21 protein-coding genes are annotated in these 24119 nt (G+C 65.8%); 7 read left to right on the plus strand and 14 right to left on the minus strand.

Annotated elements, in window-relative coordinates:
* Nucleotides 1–28: 28 nt before the first annotated feature.
* The 9 genes from FW760_RS08935 to FW760_RS08975 form a co-directional block, all read right to left on the minus strand.
* Nucleotides 29–3076 (minus strand): multidrug efflux RND transporter permease subunit, encoded by a 3048-nt coding sequence (locus FW760_RS08935; RefSeq protein ID WP_043862097.1) that lies wholly within the window; start codon nt 3074–3076, stop codon nt 29–31.
* Nucleotides 3077–3089: 13 nt separating this feature from the next.
* Nucleotides 3090–4241 (minus strand): efflux RND transporter periplasmic adaptor subunit, encoded by a 1152-nt coding sequence (locus FW760_RS08940; RefSeq protein WP_043862098.1) that lies wholly within the window; start codon nt 4239–4241, stop codon nt 3090–3092.
* A 176-nt stretch (nt 4242–4417) separates the two neighbouring features.
* Nucleotides 4418–5515, minus strand: a complete 1098-nt coding sequence (locus FW760_RS08945) for a DUF1513 domain-containing protein (RefSeq protein WP_196932587.1) — start codon at nt 5513–5515, stop codon at nt 4418–4420.
* A 2-nt stretch (nt 5516–5517) separates the two neighbouring features.
* Entirely contained in the window at nt 5518–6582 is a 1065-nt protein-coding gene (locus tag FW760_RS08950) for an imelysin family protein (RefSeq protein WP_043862100.1), read from the minus strand.
* A gap of 14 nt (nt 6583–6596) precedes the next feature.
* Entirely contained in the window at nt 6597–8024 is a 1428-nt protein-coding gene (locus FW760_RS08955; protein ID WP_446443729.1) for a di-heme oxidoreductase family protein, read from the minus strand.
* Nucleotides 8025–8193: 169 nt separating this feature from the next.
* Nucleotides 8194–9525, minus strand: a complete 1332-nt coding sequence (locus FW760_RS08960; RefSeq protein WP_353227633.1) for an imelysin family protein — start codon at nt 9523–9525, stop codon at nt 8194–8196.
* A gap of 144 nt (nt 9526–9669) precedes the next feature.
* A complete protein-coding gene (locus FW760_RS08965; RefSeq protein ID WP_054914822.1) occupies nt 9670–11721 on the minus strand; it encodes a putative bifunctional diguanylate cyclase/phosphodiesterase in 2052 nt (683 codons plus the stop codon).
* 293 nt (nt 11722–12014) lie between these two features.
* On the minus strand, nt 12015–12611 hold the full coding sequence (locus tag FW760_RS08970; RefSeq protein ID WP_054914821.1) for a superoxide dismutase: 597 nt from the start codon (nt 12609–12611) through the stop codon (nt 12015–12017).
* 186 nt (nt 12612–12797) lie between these two features.
* Nucleotides 12798–13397 (minus strand): LysE/ArgO family amino acid transporter, encoded by a 600-nt coding sequence (locus tag FW760_RS08975; protein ID WP_043862105.1) that lies wholly within the window; start codon nt 13395–13397, stop codon nt 12798–12800.
* A gap of 122 nt (nt 13398–13519) precedes the next feature.
* Between FW760_RS08975 and FW760_RS08980 the strand changes: the two genes are divergently transcribed.
* From FW760_RS08980 to FW760_RS08990, 3 genes are read left to right on the plus strand one after another with little or no spacing between them, the layout of a single operon-like run.
* Nucleotides 13520–14446, plus strand: coding sequence for a LysR family transcriptional regulator ArgP (locus FW760_RS08980; protein ID WP_353227630.1), 927 nt, complete (start codon nt 13520–13522; stop codon nt 14444–14446).
* 12 nt (nt 14447–14458) lie between these two features.
* Complete coding sequence (locus tag FW760_RS08985; protein WP_058540892.1) at nt 14459–15454, plus strand: NAD-dependent epimerase/dehydratase family protein; 996 nt, start codon at nt 14459–14461, stop codon at nt 15452–15454.
* A gap of 39 nt (nt 15455–15493) precedes the next feature.
* The gene (locus FW760_RS08990; RefSeq protein ID WP_058540893.1) at nt 15494–16318 is read left to right on the plus strand and encodes a hypothetical protein; all 825 of its coding nucleotides are present in this window, start codon (nt 15494–15496) and stop codon (nt 16316–16318) included.
* A 109-nt stretch (nt 16319–16427) separates the two neighbouring features.
* On the opposite strand, the gene FW760_RS08995 is transcribed toward FW760_RS08990, so the two are convergent.
* Genes FW760_RS08995 through FW760_RS09005 form a run of 3 tightly spaced genes read right to left on the minus strand, consistent with a single transcriptional unit; the run spans nt 16428 to nt 18983 of the window.
* Complete coding sequence (locus FW760_RS08995; RefSeq protein ID WP_058540894.1) at nt 16428–17477, minus strand: alkene reductase; 1050 nt, start codon at nt 17475–17477, stop codon at nt 16428–16430.
* A 20-nt stretch (nt 17478–17497) separates the two neighbouring features.
* The gene (locus tag FW760_RS09000; RefSeq protein ID WP_058540895.1) at nt 17498–18667 is read right to left on the minus strand and encodes an MFS transporter; all 1170 of its coding nucleotides are present in this window, start codon (nt 18665–18667) and stop codon (nt 17498–17500) included.
* Between the two features lie 13 nt (nt 18668–18680).
* Nucleotides 18681–18983 carry an ArsR/SmtB family transcription factor gene (locus tag FW760_RS09005; RefSeq protein WP_043862111.1) on the minus strand — a complete coding sequence of 101 codons (303 nt, stop codon included), beginning with the start codon at nt 18981–18983 and terminating at the stop codon, nt 18681–18683.
* Nucleotides 18984–19142: 159 nt separating this feature from the next.
* Between FW760_RS09005 and FW760_RS09010 the strand changes: the two genes are divergently transcribed.
* Nucleotides 19143–19733, plus strand: a complete 591-nt coding sequence (locus FW760_RS09010; protein WP_043862112.1) for an acyl carrier protein phosphodiesterase — start codon at nt 19143–19145, stop codon at nt 19731–19733.
* Here FW760_RS09010 and FW760_RS09015 read toward each other — a convergent pair.
* Both FW760_RS09015 and olsB read right to left on the minus strand, forming a co-directional pair.
* Nucleotides 19709–20494 carry a lysophospholipid acyltransferase family protein gene (locus FW760_RS09015; protein ID WP_446443730.1) on the minus strand — a complete coding sequence of 262 codons (786 nt, stop codon included), beginning with the start codon at nt 20492–20494 and terminating at the stop codon, nt 19709–19711. The two genes, FW760_RS09010 and FW760_RS09015, sit on opposite strands and share 25 nt — an antisense overlap.
* Nucleotides 20494–21249: an L-ornithine N(alpha)-acyltransferase gene (gene olsB / locus FW760_RS09020; RefSeq protein ID WP_043862114.1), complete on the minus strand. Its 756-nt coding sequence runs from the start codon at nt 21247–21249 to the stop codon at nt 20494–20496. Before olsB ends, FW760_RS09015 begins: the two co-directional genes overlap by 1 nt.
* Nucleotides 21250–21382: 133 nt before the next feature.
* On the opposite strand from olsB, the gene FW760_RS09025 reads away from it, so the two are divergent.
* The 3 genes from FW760_RS09025 to FW760_RS09035 all read left to right on the plus strand — a co-directional run bounded on the left by FW760_RS09025 (nt 21383) and on the right by FW760_RS09035 (nt 24110).
* Nucleotides 21383–22276 carry an acyl-CoA dehydrogenase family protein gene (locus FW760_RS09025; protein WP_236176839.1) on the plus strand — a complete coding sequence of 298 codons (894 nt, stop codon included), beginning with the start codon at nt 21383–21385 and terminating at the stop codon, nt 22274–22276.
* A gap of 93 nt (nt 22277–22369) precedes the next feature.
* Nucleotides 22370–22951, plus strand: a complete 582-nt coding sequence (locus tag FW760_RS09030) for a YceI family protein (RefSeq protein ID WP_446443731.1) — start codon at nt 22370–22372, stop codon at nt 22949–22951.
* A 1-nt stretch (nt 22952) separates the two neighbouring features.
* On the plus strand, nt 22953–24110 hold the full coding sequence (locus FW760_RS09035; RefSeq protein WP_054914815.1) for a phospholipase D-like domain-containing protein: 1158 nt from the start codon (nt 22953–22955) through the stop codon (nt 24108–24110).
* Nucleotides 24111–24119: the final 9 nt, after the last annotated feature.

Genomic DNA, 24119 nt, shown 5'->3' on the forward strand with positions numbered 1-24119 from the left:
GTGGGAGCAGGCTTGACCCGCGATGCGTTCAACTCGATTCCAGCGCCGTACTTGGCATTTCCTTCCTGGCCAGCAACGTATACACGCACGGCAACACGAACAACGTGAACAGCGTGCCCACCGACATCCCGGTGGCGATCACCATGCCGATGTCGAACCGACTCACCGCTCCGGCGCCCGTCGCCAGTATCAGCGGCACCATGCCGAATACCATCGCCGCCGTGGTCATCAGCACCGGCCGCAGGCGTATCGCTGCCGCTTCCTCTACGGCATCCCGCGCACTCAGCCCCTTGTGCAGGCGCAACTGGTTGGCGAACTCGACGATCAGGATGCCGTGCTTGCTGATCAGACCGATCAGCGTCACCAGCCCCACCTGGGTGTAGATGTTCATGCTCGACCACCCCAGAAACAGCGGGATCAATGCTCCACAGATCGACAGGGGCACCGTCACCAGGATCACCAGCGGGTCGCGGAAACTCTCGAACTGCGCCGCCAGCACCAAAAAGATGATCGCCAGCGCCAGGCCGAAGGTCACCCACAGCGCACTGCCTTCCTGCACGAACTGACGTGCCTGCCCGCTGTAGTCGAAGGCGAAGCCTGCCGGTGCCTCCTGCTGGGCGATGCTGCGCACCGTCTCCAGGGCCTCGCCCATGCTCACCAGCGGGAAGCCCTGGATGATCGCCGAGTTCAGCTGCTGGAACTGGTTGAGCTGGCGCGGCCGCGCGCGGTCGCTGACGCTGATCAGGGTCGACAGGGGCAGCATCCGGCCCTGCTCGTTCTTCACGTAGTAGTTGTTCAGCCAGCCGGGGTTGTCGCGGTAGGCCTGCTCGACCTGGGCGATCACCTTGTAGCTGCGCCCCTCGATGGTGAAGCGGTTGATCTCGGCCTCGCCCAGCAGCGTGGCCAGGGTGCCGCCCAGGGCATCCATCGACACCCCCATCTGCGCCGCCTTGGCCCGGTCGATATCCACCACCACCTCCGGCTTGTCGAATGCCAGGTCGATGTCCAGGAAGGCGAACTTGCCCGAGGCCTGGGCGCGGTCCTTGACCCGCTGCGCCACTTCCAGCAACGACACGTAGTCATTCGGCGTGTTGATCACGAAGGCGAATGGCAGGCCTTCGCCGGTGCCCGGCAGGGAGGGCAGGTTGAAGCCGAAGATCTGCAGGCCGCTGATGGTCGCCAGCTTGGCCTGCACCTCGGGCAGCAACTCCATCTGGGTGCGGCTGCGCTGGTTCCACGGCTTGAGCAGAAAGCCGCCGATGCCCGATTGCACGCCGTTGAAGCCGTTGATCTGGAACGAGGAGTAGTACTCGGGGAATGACTTGAAGATCGTGATGAACTCGTCGGTGTAGGCGTTCAGGTAATCGAGGTTGGCCGGTTGCGGGGCGGTGGCCATCATGAAGATGATGCCCTGGTCTTCGTCCGGGGCCAGCTCGTTCTTGCTGAACATCAGAAACACCGGGATCAGGCACAGCACGATCAGGGCGAACACAATCACCACCGGCCGGGTCTCGAGGGTGCCGTGCAAAAGCGTCTGGTAGCGGCGCTTGAGCCGCTCGAACAGTTGGTCGAGACGATGGGCCAGGCCGCTGGGGTTCTGCTCCGGGCGCAGCAGCAGGGCACACATCATCGGCGACAGGGTCAGCGCGACGATGCCGGAAATCACCACGGCCCCGGCCAGGGTCAGGGCGAACTCCTTGAACAGGGCCCCGGTGAGGCCCTCCAGGAAACCGATGGGGGCGTACACCGCCGCCAGGGTGATGGTCATCGAGACCACCGGCATGGCGATCTCCCGGGCGCCTTCCAGCGCGGCGTCGAACGGCGTCTTGCCCTCCTCGATATGGCGGTGGATGTTCTCCACCACCACGATCGCATCGTCCACCACCAGGCCGATGGCCAACACCATCGCCAGCAGCGTCAACAGGTTCAGCGAGTAGCCCATCAATTGCATGAAGAACAGCACGCCGATCATCGACAGCGGGATGGTGATCACCGGGATCAGCACCGAGCGCAGCGCGCCGAGAAACAGGAACACCACCACGATCACGATCAGCACCGCCTCGACCAGGGTCTTGACCACCTCGTCGATGGAGGCCTGGATGAACAGCGTGGCGTCATAGGCGATGGAGGCCTTGAGGTTGGGCGGCAACTGCGCTTCCAGCTCCGGCATCAGCTTGCGCACCTCCTTGATCACGTCCAGCGGGTTGGCGGCCGGGGTGGCCTTGATGCCGATGTACACCGACGGCGTGCCGTCGAACGAGCTGACCGTGTCGTAGTTCTCCGCGCCCATCTCCACCCGTGCCACATCGCCCAGCAGCACGCGGCTGTCGCCCTTGGTCTTGAGCGGGATGGCGGCGAAGGCTTCGGCCGACTTGAGTTCGGTGGTGGCGTTGATGCTGGTGACCACGTACTGGCCCTTGACCTCGCCGGCGGCGGACAGGAAGTTGTAGCGGCGCACCGCGGCAGTCACATCGCCGGCGCTCAGGCCGTAGCCGGCCAGCTTCACCGGGTCGATCCACAGGCGCATGGCGAACACCTGGTTGCCGAGGATCTCGGCTTCGGCCATGCCGGGCAGGGTAGCGAGCTTGGGCTGGATCACCCGCGACAGGTAGTCGGTGATCTGCGGGTTGCTCAGCTCCTTGCTGTAGAAGCTGATGTACATCAGCGCCGAGGCATCGGCGGCCTCCTTGCTCAGCACCGGGTCCTCGGCGTCCTGGGGCAGCTTGTTCTTGACCTCGTTGGCCTTGGCCAGCAGCTCGGTGAACAGCCGGTCGCTGTCGGAGCCGATGCGCGCGTAGATCGAGATCACCGAAAAATTCTGCCGGCTCACCGAGGTCATGTAGTCGATGCCTTCGGCACTGGCCAGGCTCTGCTGCAGGGGCTGGGTGATGTAGCCCTGGATGGTTTCGGCGTTGGCCCCTGGGTAAGCGGTGGTCACCGTGATCAGGGCGTTTTCCATCTGCGGGTACTGGCGGATCGGCAGCTTGCTCCAGGCCTGGAACCCCAGCAGCACGATCAGCAGGCTGACCACGCTGGCCAGCACCGGGCGACGGATGAACGGGTCGGTAAAGGCCATGGCGGTTCCTTGGTCAGTCGGCGCCGGGCTGGCTGGTCGGTTCGGCTTGCAGGGTCTTGTCGGCGCTCAGGGTGACGGCAGCGCCCTGGGTCAGCTTCAACTGGCCGGCGGTGACCACCGTTTCGCCGGGCGTGAGGCCCTTGGCGATCACCACCAGGCCGTCGCGGCGCTCGCCGGTCTCGACGAAGCGCCGCTCGGCGATCAGTTGCGGCTGGCCATCGGCCGTGGTCTGCACCTTGCCGTCTTCGGACTTTTGCGGCACGGCGACATACACCGAGTTGCCATAGAGGGTGTAGGTGACGGCGCTCTGCGGCACCACCACCGCGTTGCGCGGGTTGGGCAGCAACACCTGCAGGCTGGCGAACATGCCCGGCAGCAACGTGCCGTCGGGGTTGGCCAGGGTGGCGCGCACCTGCAGGTTGCGGGTGGTGTCGTCGACCTTGGGGTTGATCGCGCTGAGGGTGGCGGTGAAGCTGCGGTGCGGGTAGGCGGCCACCGAGACCAGCGCCTGCTGGCCGAGGCTGAGGTTGGGCAGCGCCTGTTCCGGCACGAAGAAGTCGACATACAGGCTGCTCAGGTCCTGCAGGGTGGCGATCACCGTGCCGCTGGCCAGGTAGCTGCCCAGGTCGACCTGGCGGATACCGATGGTGCCGGTGAACGGCGCGTTGATGCTCTTTTTCGCCAGGGATGCCTTGAGTTGCGCCACTACCGCCTGGTTGCGCAGCAGTTGGGCGCGCAGGCGGTCGAATTCGCCCTTGGAGATGGCCTGGCTGCCGACCAGCTGGCTGCCTCGCTGATAATCCACCTGGGCCAGCCCGAGGTCGGCCTGGGCGGTGCCGAGCAGGGCCGTCTCCACGTCGCTGTCCAGCTGCAGCAGCAGTTGCCCGGCCTTGACCTGCTGGCCGGATTCGAAGTGCAGGGCCTTGACCGTGCCGGCGATCTCCAGGCTCAGGTCCACCCCTTGCAGGGCCTTGAGGCTGCCCACGGCGGGCAGGCGGCTTTGCCAGGGCTGCTCGCGCGCCTCGGCGGCGGCAACGCTGACCGGCGGCTTGGGCGCGGAGAACTGCTGGATCTGGCGGTAGATGGACAAGCCCTTGTAGCCGCCCAGGGCCAGCACCAGCAGCAGGACGATACCCAGCATGATGAGCATGCGACGGCGCAGCATGGACCAGCTCCCTGGAAGCGTTGTTGCGCAAGTCTAGTCGGTCGCGGCGCAGGGGGCCGGGTGTTGCTTGGGGATATTTGCTGCCAGTACCGGCCCCTTCGCCGGCAAGGCCGGCTCCTACAGACGGCGCCCAACCCGTAGGAGCCGGCCTTGCCGGCGAAAGGGGCGACCGGATATCAGATCAGGTGCAGATGGTTGTCCCACAACCCCGAAGGCAGTTGCAGCGGTTGCCCCACCAGCGCTGTCTTGCGGCAGTCGTACAGCCGGCAACGCCCTTGCCCGGAGGTCACCACAAAGCCATCGGCCACTGCGCCCACGCCCGCGCAGTCCGGCATCGGCGCATCCAGCTTCACCTCGGCGCTGTCCAGGTCCCAGATGAACAGGCGGTTGGCCCGTGGCGCGGTCATCGCCACCAGTCGCAGCTCGCTGTGCACCGCCACGCTGGCGGTGTACTGGGCCATGGACTGCAACTGGCGCTCCGGCACCGGGAAGGCCACGAACGGCTGCCCCGGACGCTTGATCGCCAGCAATTCGGCGGTTTCGTCCGAGCCGCCCATGAACTGCTGGCACGCCAGCACGGTGCCGTCGTCGGCAATCGCCAGGTGGCGCACGCTGTTCATCTGCTGGCTCAGGGTTTCCTTGCTCAGCAGGGTGCCGTCGCGCTGCATCAGCACCAGGCTGGGCTGCATCGCATCCAGGTTCATCTCCACCCGGCTCTCGGCTTCGGTGCGGATACCGCCATTGGCCACCACCAGGGTCTCGCCGTCAGGCAGCCACGACACCTGGTGCGGGCCGATGCCGTGGGTCGGGATTTCCGAATGATGGGCCAGGCGTTCGCCTTCGAAGCGGTACACACCCAGCACGCCACGGCCCGGATCGGTGGTGTCGTTCTCGGTGGCGTACAGCCATTCGCCGCCCTTGTGGATCACCGCGTGGCCATAGAAGTGCCGGTTCGGCTGCGAGGCCAGGGTCTGCAGCAGGCGCCCGTCGCGCAGGTCGATCAGGTAGCTCTCGGTGCCGGGGCGGCGCGCCACGAACAGCGCGATCGGCCGCTCGGGGTGGTTGATGATGTCGTGGCAGCGCAGGCCGACCTGGGTGGCGAACACCTGGGTGCCGTCCAGGCGATAGCCCACGGCATAGTGCTTGCCGTCGGCATCGTCACGGGCCGACAGCAGCAGTGGCTGCTGGCCCTTGCTGCGCCACAGGGTCCAGCCGCCCAGGGTCAGGGCGCTGAGCAGCACGCTACCGAGTTTGAGGGCCTGGCGTCGCAACATGATCAGTCACCGTCGTTGGCATTGAAGCCCAGCTGGATGTTCAGCGCCTTGGCCAGTTCACCTTCATGCAGGCGGTGAACCACGTTCAGGCTGTCGTAGAAGGCGTTCAGTTGCTCGCGGCCGGCATCGTCCTGGAGCATTTCGCCCAGGGGCCGGTCGATCGCCTTCAGTTGCTTGAGGGCATCAGCATAGGCCGCGTCTATCTTGTCGGCCAGGGCCTTCTGGTCCTTGCCCAGCAGGCCACGCAGGCCCTGGTTGTCGACCCCGACCCACACGGTCTGGGCGGCGATCAGGCTGGCTTCCAGGCTCTTGAGCGAGGAGTGGCTGCGCCAGGCTTCAGCCTGCAGCGGCTGCGGGATGCCCTTGCTCAGGCGCCCCATCGGCGTGCCGAGCTTCTTCTTCAGGGTGTCCAGCGCGGTGACCTGGGCGCGCAGCAGGTCGGCGATCGCCTCATGGGAGTCGGCGTAGCGCTGGTTGGGGAATTTGGTCATCTGCGCCAGCATGCCGTCGGTGCTGTTCCAGCCCTTGAGGATCTCTTCGGCGAGGTTCTTCTGGTGTTCGCCGATGGCCACCAGCAGCGGGCAATAACGGGCCTTCTGTTCGGCGGTGGCGACGTCCGGCTTGCTGTCGAACAGGATGTACTCGTAGGCCGACAGGCCGCGCACCACGACGCTGGACTTGGCCACGGTCTCGGCATCCACCGGCTTGTCGCCATTGACCAGTTGCTCGACCTGACGGCCCACCAGGTTCTTCTTGTCGGGCCAGAACTGCACCTGCCAGGCGCGGTTGCCCTCGGCCAGCGGGCCGATCAGCAGCGGTTGCAACTCGGCCCAGGCTTTTTGTGCGTGCAGGAAGTCGGCGCGTGCGGTGGCCAGGTCGGCCTTGCCTTCGCAGAAGGCCAGGGCGCTGACGGCCAGCTGGCGGTCGGCTTCGACCCAGCGGCTGTAGGTCGGCAGGATCACCTGCTTGGCGATCGCGGCAGAGGTCACGGCCTGCGGGTCCTGCGGCGAGCAGGCGCCCAGGGCGATGGCGGCGAGGCTGGTGAACAACAGCTTGGGACGGAACATGTCCGGCTCCTTCTCTAGAGTGAGTTCAGGAACGCCAGCAACGCGGCGCGTTGCTCGGCATTGAAGGTCAAGACGTGCTGGCGCGCAGGCTCGGCTTCGCCGCCGTGCCAGAGCACGGCCTCGAGCAGGTTGCGGGCGCGCCCGTCATGCAGAAACTGGGTATGACCACTGACGGTCTGGTTCAGGCCGATGCCCCACAGCGGCGCGGTGCGCCAATCCTGGCCACCGGCGGCGAATTCGCTGCGGTTGTCGGCCAGCCCCGGGCCCATGTCGTGCAGCAACAGGTCGCTGTAGGGGCGGATGGTCTGGTTGGCCAGCTCCGGCTCGGCGGCATTGGCCGAGGTGGTGAATGTGGGGGTGTGGCAGCCCTGGCAGCCGGCCTGGAAGAACAGGTTCTTGCCAGCCAGCACCTGGGGCGAATCGACGTCCTTGCGTACCGGCACCGCCAGGTTGCGGGTGTAGAACAGCACCAGGCGCAGGATGTTGTCGCTGACCTCCTGCTCGCCATCGGCGCCGTTGCCATTGGGCTGGGCCAGGCAATCGAGCTGCGCCGGGGTGCAGTCGTCGCGTGGCACCAGGCTGCTGGTCAGGCCCATGTCGCTGGAGAACGCATGGGCGTTCTGCTGGTTGAGGTTGGGTTGCCCGGCCTTCCAGCCGAAGCGGCCAAGTACCTGCTTGCCCTGGGCGTCGTCCCATACCAGGTTGGGCCGGCCACGAATGCCGGTGCCGTTGCGCCCCTCGGGGTCGGCGTTGGCCAGGATTGCCTCATCAGGGATGGCCTCGAGCAGGCCCAGGCCGATCATCGGCGGCGCGACGCGTGCCGAGAAGCGTGTGTCGGGGTGCATCGGGCCGTAGCCAAGCTGGGTGATCTGCAGCTGCGGCTTGCGCAGTTCGACCTGGGTGCCGTCCTTGAAGGTGACGTTCACCGGGGTGTAGCTGACCCGCACCTTGCCCTCGGGGGCCACGCCGGGCACGGCCATGTCCTGCAACTGCCCGCCATAGACCGGCTCGGGCACGATGCCCAGTTGCTCGATGACCTTGGCGTATTCGGGCTGGTCGGGGATCGACAGGCGCACCAGCATCGATACCGCGTTTTTGGCGCCCTCTGCGGGCGGGTGCCCGCGCCCGTCGCGAATATGGCAGTTCTGGCAGGCGTTGGTGTTGAACAGCGGGCCCAGGCCATCGCGTGCGGTGGTGGTGGACGGGGCGATCACCCACGGGCTGCGGAAGAAGCTGTTGCCCACGCTGAAGTCCAGGCGCTGGCTCGGGGTGAGGTTGGCCGAGGGCATGGAGTAGGCGTTGCGGTAGCGCTTGTTCACGGTGGTGCTGCCACCGGCACGCGCCTCGCCAGGTTCGGCCTTGGTGAAACGCGGGGCGTCGTCACAGGCGCTCAGGGCCAGGGCCAGTAGCAGCGGAAGGGCGCGGTGAAGCGGAGCGGGCATCGAGAATCCTGAATGGCTAGCGTAAAACCGGCGTGCAAGCTTAGCAGGCGCGGGGGATATGAATAAGAGGGATTTGCGTTTGCTGGATGAAATCTGCTTCAGCTTCCAGCGAAGAGGTCCCACAAAAAAAGGCGACCCGAAGGCCGCCTCTGTTTCAGCACGCTACCACTCAGAACTCGTGGTCAGCGGTGTCCGGGTTCAGGTCGGTGATGCCCAGTTTGCCCGCAGCCTGTTCGATGGCACCGGTCTGCTTGACCAGCGCGGCGATGGCGTCACGCACGATCTGGTTGCCCGCAGCGTTGTCGGCAGCGATCAACTGGTCGTAGTGCTCACCCTTGAGGGCGTGGTCGACCATCACCTGGATCTTCGCCTCGGTGGCTTCCAGATCGGCCTTCAGGGTGTTGTCGGTGGCCGGATCGACCTTGGCCACCAGCGACGACAGGCTCGGGCCGCTCAGCTTGGTGCCGTCGGTGCGGGTGTACTCGCCCAGGTAGACGTTGCGGATACCCTTGGCGTCGTAGAAGTGCGAGTAGTGGGTGTTGTCGCTGAAGCAGTCCTGCTCGTCCTCAGGCGAGTTGGCTTCCAGCGAGACCTTCATGCGCTCGCCCGCCAGTTCGCCCAGCGACAGGCTGCCCATGCCGAACAGCATCTTGCGCAGGCCGTTGGCGACAGGTTCTGCCTCCAGGGTGGCGCGATAGTTGTCGGCCACTGCCGGCTTCCAGTTGCCGACCATTTCTTCCAGGTCGTTGACCAGCAGCTGGGTCACGGCCTTGAGGTAGGCACGACGACGCTCGTTGTGGCCGCCCGTGGCGCCTTCGCCTTGCAGGTAGTCCGAGGCAGGGCGGTTGCCGGCGCCCGGGCCGGTGCCGTTGAGGTCCTGGCCCCACAGCAGGAATTCGATGGCGTGGTAGCCGGTGGCGACGTTTGCTTCCGAACCGCCCAGCTCGTTCAGGCTGGCCAGCTTCTCGGGGGTCAGGTCCTTGACGTCGACCTTGTCTTCGCCCACCTGTATCTCGGTGTTGGCGATGATGTTGGCGGTGGCGGCCGGGTTGCCCAGGGCGTGTTCATAGCTCTTGTCGACGTAGTCGATCAGGCCTTCGTCCAGCGGCCAGGCGTTCACCTGACCTTCCCAGTCGTCGATGATGGTGTTGCCGAAGCGGAACACTTCGCTCTGCAGGTACGGTACACGGGCGGCTACCCAGGCAGACCTGGCGGCGGCCAGGGTGTCGGCGTCGGGCTTGGCAAGGAAGGCATCGACTGCGGTCTGCAGGGTCTTGGCGGTGCTCAGCGAGTCGCTGTACACGGCATACACCATCTCGGCGTAGTGCTTGACCACCGCCTGGGCGGCGGCTTCGTCGACGGCCCCGGACGCCTGGGTGGTGCTGGCGGCAGCAGGTGCGGCGGCCTGTGGTGCGGCGGCCTTGTCCTTGTCATCGCCGCAGCCGGCGAGGGAGATGGCAATGGCCAGCAGACTGGCGGTGGCCAGAGGCATACGAATCATGGGCTATTCCTGCGTCGAGAGGTTGAACAGGCGTGCAGCCGCACGCAAAGGTGCAACATAATGCGAAAGATATGCATTTTCTGTAAAGAGGTTGCCACGTAAAAATTCAAATGGTGTTCACGCTGCCCTTGGCGGCAGCGTCACTCACAGAATCGATACCTGGTTGCGTTGCGCTGCTTTGAGGAAGGCGGTCAGCTCGCGTGCTGGCAGCGGCTTGCTGTAGTGGTAGCCCTGACCTTCATGACAGCCCTGGGCAATGATGTAGGCTTCCTGCTCGGCGGTTTCCACGCCCTCGGCGATCACCTGCATGCCCAGGCTCTTGCCCAGCTGGATGATCGCGCGAACGATGGTGGCGTCGTCGTCATCGTCGAGCAGGTCCTGCACGAAGCTCTTGTCGATCTTGATCTTGTCCAGCGGCAGCGACTTGAGGTAGCTGAGCGAGGAGTAGCCGGTGCCGAAGTCGTCGATCGCGATCAGCGCACCGGAGCGGCGCAGGCTCAGCAGGTGCTGGGCGGCAGTGCTGATGTCTTCCATCAGGCCGGTCTCGGTCACTTCCAGTTCCAGGCTGCGCGGCGGCAGGCGGTAGATCTGCAGCAGGTTGTTGACCACCCGGGGCAGCTCGCTGTGGTGCAACTGCACGGTCGACAGGTTGACTGCCATGCGCAGGTCGCTGAAGCCCTGGTCGTGCCATTCGCGCAGTTGCCGGCAGGCCTGGTCGAGCACCCATTCGCCGATCACGATGATGTTGCCGTTCTGTTCGGCCAGCGGTATGAACTGATCGGGCGGAACCATGCCCAGCTCCGGGTGCTGCCAGCGCAGCAGCGCCTCGACGCCCACCACGCGGTGGTCGCGGTAGCTGATCTGCGGTTGGTAAACCAGGTACAGCTGATTGCGCGGCAGGGCTTCGCGCAGGTCCTTTTCCAGCTCGCGGCGCCGGCGCATCTCGCTGTCGACGCTGGCGATGTAGAACTGATAGCGGTTGCGCGAACGGCTCTTGGCCAGAGTCATGGTCTGTTCGGCCTTTTGCAGCAGCTTCTCGGTGCTGTCGCCGTCTTCGGGGAACAGGGTGATGCCGATGGTGGCGCGCAGTCGGATCTCCTGATGGTCCAGGGCGAATGGCGCTTCCAGGTCATCGAGAATGCTCTGGGCCAGCTCGGCGGCCTCGTAGGGTTGTTCGATGTCGGCCTGCACCAGCGCGAACTGGTCGCCGCCCAGGCGGGCGAGGGCACCCAGGCGACCGCTGTGGGCACGCAGGCGGTCGGCCAGGGCCAGCAGCAACTGGTCGCCGGCCTGGTAGCTGAATTGTTCGTTGATGCCCTTGAAGTCGTCCAGGCCTACGCACAGCACCGCAACCCGGCGCTGGAGGCGCCCGGCATCGACCAGGATCTTGTCCAGTTGCTGTTGCAGTTGCTGGCGGTTGGGCAGGCCGGTGAGAAAGTCGTACTGGGCCATGCGCAGCAGGCTGTTCTCGGCCTCGTGGCGCAGGTGGGTATTGCGTTCGATGGACGCCAGCAGTTGGTTGGCGGTGTTCACCCACAGGCCCAGTTCGTTCTTCTCGTGGCCCTTGAGCAGCGGCAGCTGATGCTGGCTGGGGCGGTCGGGGTTGATCTGGGTGAGGTTCTCGATGAGCTTGGACAGTGGCTTGGTCAGCAGCCAGTGGTAGACCAGGTACAGCACCAGCCCCATGGCCAGGGCGCGGAGCACGCCGGCAATGAAGATGATCACCGAATTGACCACGAAGCCCTGGCCGTAGGCGCCGGTATCGAGGGTGATGCTCAGGTCGCCGTAGTATTCGCTGTAGGGCGCGCGGCCGACGAGCTGGGTGGTGTAGGTGCGTTCCTGGCCGAGGATCAGGTCGGTGAGCCAGCGGGTCGGCAGTTCCTGCAGAGGGCGCGACTTTTCTGCCAGCATGGTTTCGTTGGGGTGGCCGATGGAGGCCATGCGCACGGACTCATCCTGGAACAGCCCCTCGATGACCTGCATGCCCATTTCGCGGTCCAGGCTGTATACGGCCTGGGTGGAAGGGTCGCGGAACATGTCGAGGATTCGCTGGGCGTCGTTGGCGACAGCCTGGCGGGTCTTGTAGGCATCAAAGACGATCTGCGCACAGCTGAGTACCACGCCCACGGCCAGTGCCGAGAGCAGGACCACTCTGAGCAACTTGACCGACAAGCTGTTTTTGAGTTCCAGCTTCAATGGGGTTTCCTTAATCCATGCGCATGGCATCATTTTGCCATCATCTGTGGCAATCCACTATCGGCCGTTGGCAGGATTCATGATCCAGCGGTCACTGTATCGGTTGCCCGGCCTTGCGACTTGAGCGATGTACGACAAGTTTCCCAACGATTGATGTTAGCGCGGTATGGGGGGCAGCAAGAGAGGGTGTTGGTGAAATTGGTTAAAAAAGGTTGGTGGGTGGGGTTTTGCTCTTTGCCGCTTTTTCGGCATAAAAAAACCCGGCCTGAGCCGGGTTTTTTCAGAAGCAGCACTTATGCAGTGAAGGTCTTGCCTTCGAACTGCTCAGCCACGAACTTCCAGTTGACCAGGTTCCAGAACGCCTCGACATACTTCGGACGCACGTTACGGTAGTCGATGTAGTAGGCATGCTCCCACACGTCGCAGGTCAGCAGCGGGGTGTCACCGCTGGTCAGCGGGTTGCCGGCACCGATGGTGCTGGCCAGCGCCAGGGAGCCGTCAGCTTTCTTGACCAGCCAGCCCCAACCGGAACCGAAGGTGCCAACCGACGTCTTGGTGAACTCTTCCTTGAACTTGTCGAACGAACCGAACGCGGCGTTGATGGCTTCAGCCAGCGAACCGGTAGGCTGGCCACCAGCGTTTGGCGCCAGGCAGTTCCAGTAGAAGGTGTGGTTCCAGACCTGAGCGGCGTTGTTGAAGATACCGCCCGAAGAAGTCTTGACGATCTCTTCCAGGGTCTTGCCTTCGAACTCGGTGCCTGGCACCAGGTTGTTCAGGTTCACGACGTAGGTGTTGTGGTGCTTGTCGTGGTGGTATTCCAGGGTTTCCTTGGAAATGTGCGGCTGCAGGGCATCGTGTGCGTAAGGCAGCGGCGGCAATTCAAAAGCCATGGTGATTCTCCTAATCAGGTCTGTTGCGGTGAGCGCAAGGCCGATCACGGGCGGCCGGAATGCATCGGCGAGTTTTTACTCTTTGCGACGCAGATTCGGGATCATAGCACCGGGCCCTGACCTAAACCACGCAACAAGTGTATGGAATAGAGGTTCCAGAGCCTTTGCCGACACCTGACGAACGGGTCAGCCCAGCGCCAGTTGCAACGCCACCGCAAACATCATCACCGCCACCATCAGGTCCAGCAGGCGCCAGGTGCCAGGCCGGGCCAGCCACGGCGCCAACCAGGCCGCACCCAGCGCCAGGGTGAAGAACCACAGCAGCGAGGCACTGGCCGCACCCGCCACGTAGGCACCCGGCACGCTTTGCTGCGCACCCAGCGAGCCGATCAGCAACACGGTATCCAGGTACACGTGGGGGTTGAGCAGGGTCACCGCCAGGGCACTGAGCAACACCGCGCGACGCGAACGCTGACCCAGGCCCTCGCCCTGCTCCAGGCTCTGGCTGGAGCAGGCGCGGATCAGCGCCTTGCTGCCATACCACAGCAGAAACACCACCCCACCCCAGCGCGCGACCGCCAGCAGGGTCGGGTTCTGCGCCAGCACCGTGGCCAGACCGAACACGCCAAGCGCCACCAGCACCGCATCACAGAACACGCACAGTGCCGCGACCGGCAGGTGGTGCTCACGGCGCAGGCTCTGCGCCAGCACGAAGGCGTTCTGGGTGCCGATGGCCATGATCAGCCCGAAGGCGACCAGCAGGCCGTTGAGGTAGCTTTGCCACATGGGAGGTGCTCCGCGAAGCAGCCACACGGGCTGCCGAAAATACAGGGGGGATCGCTGGCTATTGTGCGGGCAGTGGGCGTATAAGAAAAACCAATAAACCTCATCCGGCATTAGGGAAACTGATGTTCGACTACAAGTTGCTTTCCGCCCTGGCGGCGGTGATCGAGCAGGGCGGTTTCGAGCGGGGCGCACAGTTGCTCGGGCTGTCGCAATCGGCCATTTCGCAACGTATCAAGCTGCTGGAGGCGCGCGTCGGCCAGCCGGTGCTGGTACGCGCCGCGCCACCAGCGCCCACCGAGATCGGCAAGCGCCTGCTCAACCATGTACAGCAGGTGCGCCTGCTCGAGCGCGACCTGCAGCATCAGGTGCCGGCGCTGGACGATGGCGGTCAGCCCGAGCGTCTGCGGGTAGCGCTCAACGCCGACAGCCTGGCCACCTGGTGGGCGGCGGCGGTCGGGGCGTTCTGTGCGCAGGAGCGGGTGCTGCTGGAGCTGGTGGTGGAAGACCAGGAGGTGGGCCTCAAGCGCATGCGCGCTGGCGAAGTGGCGGCCTGCCTGTGCGCCAGCGAGCGACCGGTTGCCGGGGCGCGCAGCGAGCTGCTCGGCGCCATGCGCTACCGTGCGGTGGCCAGCCCCGACTTCATGGCGCGCCACTTTCCCCAGGGGGTAGAGGTGGCGCGCCTGGCCCGCACCCCGGCCGTGGTGTTCGGCCCGGACGATTTTCTGCAGCATCGCTACCTGGCGTCGCTGGGTATCGATGGTGCATTCCTGCATCACCTGTGCCCGTCTTCGGAGGGCTTTCTGCGCATGACCGAGGCCGGCGTGGGTTGGGGCCTGGTGCCCGAATTGCAGGCCCAGGCGCAACTGGCCAGCGGGCAACTGGTGGAAATTCTGGCGGATAAGCCGATCGATGTGCCGCTGTACTGGCATCATTGGCGCAATGGCGGGCAATTGCTCGGCCAACTCACCGACCACCTGCGGCGCAGCGCCAGCAGTTGGTTGGTGCCGTGGTCGGGTTTGCCGGCGTCTGCATCATCTGCAAACAAGTAGGCGGAGTGCTTCATGCGAATTCTGGTCACCGGCGCAAGCGGCTTCATTGGCGGGCGCTTTGCACGCTTTGCCCTGGAGCAGGGCATGGAGGTACGGGTCAATGGCCGGCGGGCCGAAGGCGTCGAGCACCTGGTGCGCCGCGGCGCCCAGTTCATTCCGGGGGACCTGGGCGACCCGGAGTTGGCCCGGCGGGTCTGCCAGGGCGTCGAAACCGTGGTGCACTGCGCCGGTGCGGTGGGCAACTGGGGACGCTACCAGGACTTTCACCAGGGCAACGTGGTGGTCACCGAGAACGTGGTGGAGGCGTGCCTGAAGGAACACGTTCGTCGCCTGGTGCACCTGTCCTCGCCGTCGATCTACTGGAACGGGCGCTCGCGCCTGGGGGTGACCGAAGAGCAGGTGCCGCGGCGCCTGCACGATGCCTACGCGACCACCAAGTACCTGGCCGAGCAGAAGGTTTTCGGTGCCCAGGAGTTCGGCCTGGAAGTGCTGGCCCTGCGCCCGCGCTTCGTCACCGGGGCAGGGGATGTGAGCATCTTCCCGCGCCTGCTGAAGATGCAGCAGAAACGCCGTCTGGCGATCATCGGCAACGGCTTGAACAAGGTCGACTTCACCAGCGTGCAGAACCTCAACGAGGCGCTGATCAACGCGGTGCTGGCCGGCAACGACGCGCTCGGGCAGGCCTACAACATCAGCAACGGCCACCCGCTGCCGCTGTGGGACGTGATCAATTACGTGATGCGGCGCATGGACCTGCCCCAGGTCACGCGCTACCGCTCCAGTGGCCTGGCCTACAGCCTGGGCGCGCTGAACGAGGGGGCCTGCCTGCTGTGGCCGGGCCGTCCGCAACCGACCCTGTCGCGCCTGGCGGTGCAGGTGATGAACAAGGATTTCACCCTGGACATCAGCCGCGCCCGCCAGCAACTGGACTACCGCCCGCAGGTCAGCCTGTGGGCGGCGCTGGATGAATTCTGCGGCTGGTGGAAGGCCCAGCACGGCGGCCACTGACTTATACTGGCGCTCATTTGCACTCACGGCGGTTGATCCATGCGCAACGATGCTCACGACGATTTCGATGATGTACCCAGCCTCAAGGCCGGCGGTCGCGATGATGACGACTTTGCCCCGGCGCCAGGTGCACGGGTGGCCGCCGTGCGCGGCAAACCGCGCAAGCCGGCGGCCACCGGGCCGTTGTGGGCGCTGGTGGGCGCTTCGTTCATCGCCCTGGCCGGGCTTGGCTGGTGGAGCTTCCAGCAGATTTCGCTGATGGAGCAGCAACTGGTGGCCACCCAGGAAAGCTTTGCGCGCATCAGTGAAGAAGCTGCCGGGCGCCTGCAGGACATCAGCGGCAAGGTGGCGGCCAGCGAGTCGAGCGTCAGCACCGGCAGCGAGGCACTGAAGCTGCAGATAAAGCAGTTGCAGGCCAGCCTCGCCGAGCAGAGCAAGCAGCAGCAGGGCGTAGCCGGGCAGCAGGGTGACCTGGGCAAGCGGCTGGAGCAGGCCCTGGCGCAGGTTGGCGAGCAGCAGGCGACCAATGCCCAGTTGCAGGCGCAACTCAAGGCCGTGGCCACGGAGCTGGCGGCGGTGAAGGCGGCGCAGGCTGATACCGGCAAGGTCGATGCGCAGCTCAAGAGCCTGTCGACGGAGATTGCCGCATTGAAGAAGCAGGGGGATCCGGGGGCGGCGATCCAGCGCCTGGAACAGGACCTGATCGTGCTCAAGAGCGAGCAGGAGAATCGCCCGGCGGCGGCTGCCGGGGCGGGTGCCTCGACGGCGGAGTTCGATGCGTTTCGCGGGCAGGTGACCCGCAACATCACCACCTTGCAGAGCCAGGTGCAGAACCTGCAACGGCAGATCAACGCCAAGCCCTGATCCGCTGTGAAGCTATCGCGGGTCAAGCCCGCTCCCACCGGTACAGTGGCTGTCTGCACACCACCGATACCCTTGTGGGAGCGGGCTTGACCCGCGAAAGAGCCGACGCTTACATCACCGGGTAATCGATGTACCCGACCGGGCCCTTGGAGTAGAACGTGTCAGGCCGTGGCTCGTTCAGCGGTGCATCCGCTTGCAGCCGTGCCGGCAGGTCGGGGTTGGCAATGAACGGCACGCCGAAGGCCACCGCATCGGCCGTGCCGTTGGCAATGGCAGCATTCGCACTGGCCTTGTCGAAGCGTTCGTTGGCGATGTACGGCCCGCCAAACGCCTCTTTGAGCAACGGCCCGATGCTGTCTTCGGCCACTCGCTCACGCGCACAGATGAAGGCGATGCCACGTTTGCCGAGCTCCCGCGCCACGTAGGTGAACGTCTCGGTCAGGTTGGCATCGCCCATGTCGTGCAGGTCGGCCCGTGGCGACAGGTGCACGCCCACGCGCTGCGCGCCCCACACGTCGATGAGCGCATCGGTCGCTTCCAGCAGCAGCCGTGCACGGTTCTCCAGCGAGCCACCGTACTCGTCGGTGCGCTGGTTGGTGCTGCTCTGCAGGAACTGATCGATCAGGTAGCCGTTGGCCGCATGCAGCTCCACACCGTCGAAGCCGGCCGCCTTGGCGTTCTCGGCACCGATGCGGTAGGCCTCGATGATGTCGGCGATTTCCTCGGTTTCCAGCGCGCGCGGGGTGACGAATTCGGTGATCGGGCGCACCAGGCTCACATGCCCCTTGGGCTGCACCGCGCTCGGCGCAACCGGCGTTTCGCCGTTCAGGTACAGCGGGTGCGAGATGCGCCCCACGTGCCACAGTTGCAGGAAGATGCGCCCGCCAGCACCGTGCAGCGCCTTGGTCACGTTGGTCCAGCCACGCACCTGGTCGTTGCTCCAGATGCCCGGTGTGTCGGGGTAGCCCACGCCCAGCGGGGTCACCGAGGTGGCCTCGCTGAGAATCAGCCCGGCGCTGGCGCGCTGCACGTAGTACTCGGCCATCAGCGCGTTGGGTACGCGGCCTTCGTCGGCCCGGCAGCGGGTCAGCGGGGCCATGATGATGCGGTTGGGCAACTCGAGGTCGCCAAGGGTGATCGGGTCGAATAGCGTTGTCATGTGCGTGAACCTCGTGGCAATCAGTGAGTGGCAGGTGCCAGGTCGGCGTTGTTGCCGCCCTGGCTGAATGTGATAAGGGTGACGATCAGGGCCAGCACGGCCAGCGCCGCTGCCGCCAGGGGCACGCGGGTCAGGCCCAGGCCCTGGTCGATCACGGTGCCGCCGACCCAGGCGCCCAGCGCATTGCCCAGGTTGAAGGCACCGATGTTCAGGGTCGACACCAGGTTCGGTGCCGCCCTGCCGAAGCTCACCACGTTGACCTGCAGGGCCGGCACGGCGGCGAACGCGGCGGTGGCCCAGAGGAACAGGGTGATCTCGGCCGGAATCAGCGCGGTACTGGTCCAGCTCAGGGCGGTGGAGATGACCGCCATGGCGGCGAACACGCCCATCAGCGTGGCGGCCAGGCGACGATCGGCCAGCTTGCCGCCCAGGATGTTGCCCAGGGTCAGGCCCAGGCCGATCAACAGCAGGGTCCAGGTCACGCCGCGCGGCGACACGCCGGTGACATCACCCAGCAACGGCGCCACATAGGTGAACAGGGCGAACATCGAGGCCGAGAACAGCACGGTCATCGACAGCGATAGCCAGATGCCTGCGCCCTTGAGCGCAGCCAGCTCGGCACGCATGTCGAGTTTCTCTTCGTCGCGCTTGATCGGCAGGAAGCGGATCAGGCCGATCAGCGCGATCACGCCGATCACGGTCACTGCCCAGAACGTCGAGCGCCAGCCGTACACCTGGCCCAGCGCGGTACCCAGTGGCACGCCCAGCACGTTGGCCAGGGTCAGGCCGGTGAACATCAGCGCCACGGCCGAGGCGCGGCGGTTGGCCGGAACCAGGTTGGCCGCCACCACCGAACCGATGCCGAAGAAGGCGCCGTGGCACAGCGCGGTGACCACGCGGGCAAACATCAGCACGTTGTAGTCGGTGGCCAGGGCGCACAGCAGGTTGCCGATGATGAATACCCCCATCAGCGCCACCAGTGCGGCCTTGCGCGGCAGCCGGGCGGTGGCCAGGGCCATGAACGGCGCGCCGATGGCCACGCCCAGCGCGTAGCCGGTCACCAGCCAGCCGGCACCGGGGATCGACACACCCAGGTCGCTTGCCACATCCGGCAGCAGGCCCATGATGACGAACTCGGTGGTACCGATGGCGAAGGCGCTCAGCGCCAGGATCAACAGCGAAAGGGGCATTGCAAGGTCCTTGTCAGAGCTCTTGGCTCATCTGCTGGAGGAAGGCCTGGATGGTTTCCTCGTTGCGTTTGAAGAAGTGCCACTGGCCAATCTTCTGGCTGCTGATCAGCCCCGCGCGCTGCAAGGTGGCCAGGTGGGCCGAGACCGTGGACTGCGACAGGCCGCAGCGTTGGTCGATCTGCCCGGCGCACACACCGTGTTCGGTGCTGTGGTGCTGGTCAGGGAAGCAGGCTTGCGGGTCTTTCAACCAGTTCAGGATTTCTCGCCGTACTGGGTGGGCCAGGGCTTTTATTATTTCGTCGAGATCAAGAGGCATGGGTGGGCTCGTGGTGGGTATAGCGTTATATCGCGATGGGGCGAAATATAAATCGGTATTTCGCGATATACAAATATGATTTGGTTCTGTCGTGCGCATGAATCGCTATATCGGGTTATAACGATATTCAAGCGGGCAAGCGGTGCTAGACTGCGGCCTATGAACTACCTCGCACACCTTCACCTGGGCGGCCAGCAGCCCGAACAACTGCTCGGCAGCCTGTACGGCGACTTCGTCAAGGGGCCGTTGCAGGGGCGCTTTGCCCAGCCGCTGGAAGCCGCCATCCGCCTGCACCGCCAGATCGACGTGTACACCGACAGCCACCCGCGGGTACTGGCGGCGCTGGCGCGTTTTCCGCGTGAGCGGCGCCGTTATGCCGGGATCATCCTCGATGTGTTTTTCGACCACTGCCTGGCGCTGCACTGGCACGACTATGCCCGGCAGCCGCTGAGCCAGTTCACCGGGCGCGTGTACCAGGTGCTGGCGGCCGAGCCCGAGCTGCCCGGGCGCCTGGCGCAGATTGCGCCGTACATGGCGGCGGACGACTGGTTGGGCTCGTACCGCGAGTTCGCGGTGCTTGAACAGGTGTTCAACGGTATCGCCCGGCGCCTGTCACGCCCCGAGGGTATGGCAGGCGCGATGCAGGAGGTACAGGCGCTGTACGGCCCGCTGATGGAAGACTTTCGCCACTTCTACCCCGAACTGCAGGGCTTTGCGGCCGACGCTCAGGCCGCCTTGGCGCGGCGCTGAGGCTGGGCCACCGGCTGGGCGCCGAACAGCGCCGTGTGGATCGCCAGCTGGGCATTGAACGCCAGTGCTGCACGTTCCTGGCCGGCGCTCTGGATGGGCGCCAGCAGGTGGATCTGCACCTCGCCACAGTCGTGGGCAAACAGGCGCAGCAGGTGCGAGAGCAGGTCGTCATCGCCCACGAACGGCGCGATGGGGTCGAGCTTGCCGCTCCGCAGGTAGCGTACGGCCACCGGTTGCACGGGCGTGGCGGTGTCGATCGCGCTGGCCAGCAGGCGCCCGTGGAAGGTGCGCAGGCTGCGCCCGTCGGTGGTGGTGCCTTCGGGGAAGATCAGCACCGGGCAGGCCTGTTGCAGGTGCCGCGCGATCTGCTGGCGCAGCAACTGGCTGTCGCCGCCACCGCGGCGGATGAACAGGGTGCCGGCCTTGAGCGCGAGCCAGCCGGCTACCGGCCACTGGCGCACCTCGGCCTTGGACAGGAACGACATCGGCGCGAGCATGCCCAGCAGCGGGATGTCGGTCCACGACACGTGGTTGCTGACCCACAGCATCGGTTGCTGCGGGCGGTTGCCGATCACCGTGACCTTGAACGGCAAGGCCCGGGCAAGCCGGGCCATGAACAGTTGCGACCAGCGCTGGCGGCGGTCGTCGTGAGTACTCAGGTGCAGGCGCTCGTACAGGCTGAACAGGCTGGCCATGCCCAGCCCGAACAGCACCACCAGCAGCACCCGGACGATTCGCGCATACACGCGCAGGCGTTGCATCACACCGCCGCCTTGAAGTGGCGGGCGTAGCGTGGGCACAGCTCGTCGCGCTTGAGCAGGATGAACACGTCGGCCACCTGGAAGTCTTCGTCCCAGCACGGCTCGCCGCAGATCTTGGCGCCCAGGCGCATGTAGGCCTTGAGCAGCGGCGGCATCTCGGCGATGACGTTGCCGGGCAGTGCCAGGCTGGGCAGCGGGTTCTTCGGTTCGGCGCGCAGGTGCTCGGTGCACAGGTAGCGCTCGCGCAGGCGTTGCATGATCGCGTGGGCCTGCACGCCGCCGTCCTGCATGGGGATGCTGGCGCACCCCATCAGGTAGCTGTAGCGGCCCTCGTTGAGTACCTCGGCAAGCTCGCCCCACAGCACCGCGATGGTGCCGCCGTTGCGGTAGGCCGGGTCGACGCAGGTGCGCCCCAGTTCAAGGATGGGGCCCTGCAGATGGCCCAGGCCATGCAGGCTGAACTCCTCTTCGCTGTAGAAGCGCCCCAGGCTGCTGGCGGCCTGGTGGTCGAGCAGGCGGGTGGTGGCCACCAGGTGCCCGCTGTTGAGGTCGCGTACGCCGATGTGCTGGCAGTGGATGTCGTAGTCGTCCATGTCCAGCCCGTGTTCGGCGCCTTTGAGCCTGGCCTTGAATTCGCTGCTGAACACGCGAAAGCGCAATGCCTGGGCTTCGTGCAGCGCGGCGGGGCCGACTAGGCGCTCGGCCTGCAGACGGCGTTCGTTACGGGTGTCGCCAGGGCATGCAGTCAGGGTCATTGCGAGTCTCCATAAGCCAGCCATGGGGTTGCGGCCGGTCGACTATGTTGTGCAAGCTCAGCCTAGGTAGACGCGGTGTCACCACCATGAAGCTTTGGTGATGCTTGTATGACAGCCCTCAAGGAGCACGCCGATGGCCTGGCTGCAGCGACTCAACGACCCCATTCCGCCCTTGGCAACCGGTAACCTGGGTGACACCTACGCCAGCCTGCTGGAGCAGCTGGGCACGGTCAGCCCGTTCGAGCTGGCAGTGCTGGGCGGGCAAGCCATGCCGACCCCGGGGCTGGCGTTTCTGGTGGGCTACCAAGCCGCCTTGCGCGTGCTGTGGCCCAGCGCCCCGGCGGGCCTCGGCGCCCTGTGTGCGAGTGAGCGGCGCAGCGTGCGCGCCGCCGACATGAGCATGCGCCTGGCGCTCGACACGCTGCGCCTGAGCGGCAGCAAGGACTTTGTCACCGCCGGGCCGGACGCCGACTGGCTGCTGGTGGCGGCGCGCTGCGAAGCACCGGGCCAGGCGCCTCGGCTGAGCCTGGCAGTGGTGTACCCGGGGGAGCCCGGTGTGCGCGTGGAGCCTTTGCCGAGCCTGCCGTTGATGCCTGAGGTCGGGCATGCCCGCCTGCACCTTGAACAGGCCCTGTGCGAACGCCTGGCCGGTGACGGCTGGGACGCCTACGTCAAGCCGTTCCGCTCGCTGGAAGACCTGTACGTGCTCAGCGCCCTGAGCGCCTGGCTGTACGGGGTAGGCCGCGCCAATGCCTGGCCGCAGGGGCTTTTGCTGCGCCTGATCGGGCTGCTGGCCGGGTGTGCCGAAGGCAGCCGGCAATGCGCCGATTCGGCGGCGTTCCACCTGTTGCTGGGCGGCCTGTTCGCGCAGTTCTCGCAACTGAGCGGCGAGCTCGACCAGGCGCTGACGAGCACGCCGGGACCCTGGGCCGAGCTGTGGCAGCGCGACCAGGGCATCCTGCAGATCGCCAGCGCGGCGCGGGCCAGGCGCCTGGCCAAGGCATGGGCCGGCAGCGGGCTGGCCTGAGGTTGCCGGGCTGCCCGCATGGCCACAGGCTGTCGCTTGCTGCCGTGCGGGCAGGCGGGTAATGTTGGCGGCTTTACGCTTTCAGGAACCTGCATGTTCAGCCTGCCCCGAGTCGCTCTCGCCCTGCTGGCCCTGGCGAGCCTGCCTGCCCAGGCCAACTGGCACCTGGACGGCGAATCGTCGCGCCTGTCGTTCATCACCAGCAAGAACGGCAACGTGTCCGAGGTGCACCGCTTTCTGGTGCTGCATGGCAAGGTCGATCGCAAGGGTGCGGCCGAGCTGCAGATCGAGATGGACTCGGTCAGCAGCGGCATCCCGCTGCGTGACGAGCGCATGCGCAACGACCTGTTCGAGGTGGCCAAGTACCCCGACGCGACCATCCAGGCGCAGATCGACCTGCGTCCGATCAACGACCTGGCCAACGGTGCCCAGGTCGAACTGCGCCTGCCGGTGACCGTCAACCTGCACGGCAAGACCCACAGCTACAACGCGCAGCTGCTCGCCACCCGGCTCGACGAGCGGCGTTTCCAGGTGGTGACCCTGGAGCCGCTGGTACTGAGCGCCGATCACTTCGACCTGCTGCCCGGCCTCAAGACGTTGCAGAAGCTCGCCGGGCTGCAGTCGATCAACCTGTCGGTGCCGGTGGGTGCGGTACTGATCTTCACGGCGCGCTGAAATGGCCGGGCCGGTGTTTCCATGGCGTGCCGGCAACCAGTTCGAACTGCTGATCGACGGCCCGCAGTTCTTCCCGCGCATGCTGCAGACGATCATGGGTGCCGAGCACCAGGTCGACCTGGAGCTGTACCTGGTCGAGGCCGGGGCGTGTGCCGAGGCCATGGTGCAGGCGCTGGTGCAGGCCGCCGAGCGCGGCGTGCGGGTACGCTGCCTGTTCGATGACTACGGCTCGCTGGCCTTTACCTTGAGCCTGCGTCAGCGCCTGCTGGGCGCCGGCGTTGAGTTGCGCTGGTACAACCGCCTGCGTTGGCGCCGGGGGCTGCGCAACCTGTACCGCGACCACCGCAAGCTGCTGCTGGTGGACCAGGCCTGGGCGGTGGTCGGCGGCACCGGGGTCACCGACCAGTTCTGGACACCGGGCGAGCCGGTCAGCGAATGGCACGAGGTGATGGTGCAGATGCAGGGGCCGCTGGTGGCCGACTGGCAGATGCTGTTCGATCGCCAGTGGCGTTCCAACCTGCGCCGCACCGCGTGGCGCCCACCCACCCATTTCGGCCTGGCGCACCTGCCGCGGGTGCCGGTTGCAGGCCCGGGCCTGGGCCGGGTGGCCTATGCCGACGCCCGCCAGCACCGCGACATCCTGCAGTCGCTGGTGCGCGCGCTGATCAGCGGCAAGCGTCGTATCTGGCTGGCCACGCCGTATTTTCTGCCCACCTGGAAGGTGCGCCGGGCTTTGCGCCGCGCGGCCGCGCTGGGCATCGATGTGCGCCTGCTGCTGACCGGCCCGCGTACCGACCATCCTTCGGTACGCTATGCCGGTCATCGCTATTACCCGCGCCTGCTGCGGGCAGGGGTGAAGATATTCGAATACCAGCCATGCTTCCTGCACCTGAAGATGGTGCTGGTGGACGACTGGGTGAGCATTGGCTCATGCAATTTCGACCACTGGAACCTGCGTTTCAACCTTGAGGCCAACGTCGAGGCCATCGACCCGCAACTGACCGCCGACGTGGTGGCGAGCTTCGAGCGCGACTTTGCCCTGAGCCGCCAGGTCGACCTGGACGACTGGCAGGCGCGGCCGCTGTGGCGGCGTGTGAAACAGCGTATCTGGGGCTGGCTGGACCGGGTGGTGGTCAACCTGCTGGACCGGCGCGACTGAGGTTCTTTC

Source organism: Pseudomonas sp. 1176_21 (genome assembly GCF_052850635.1).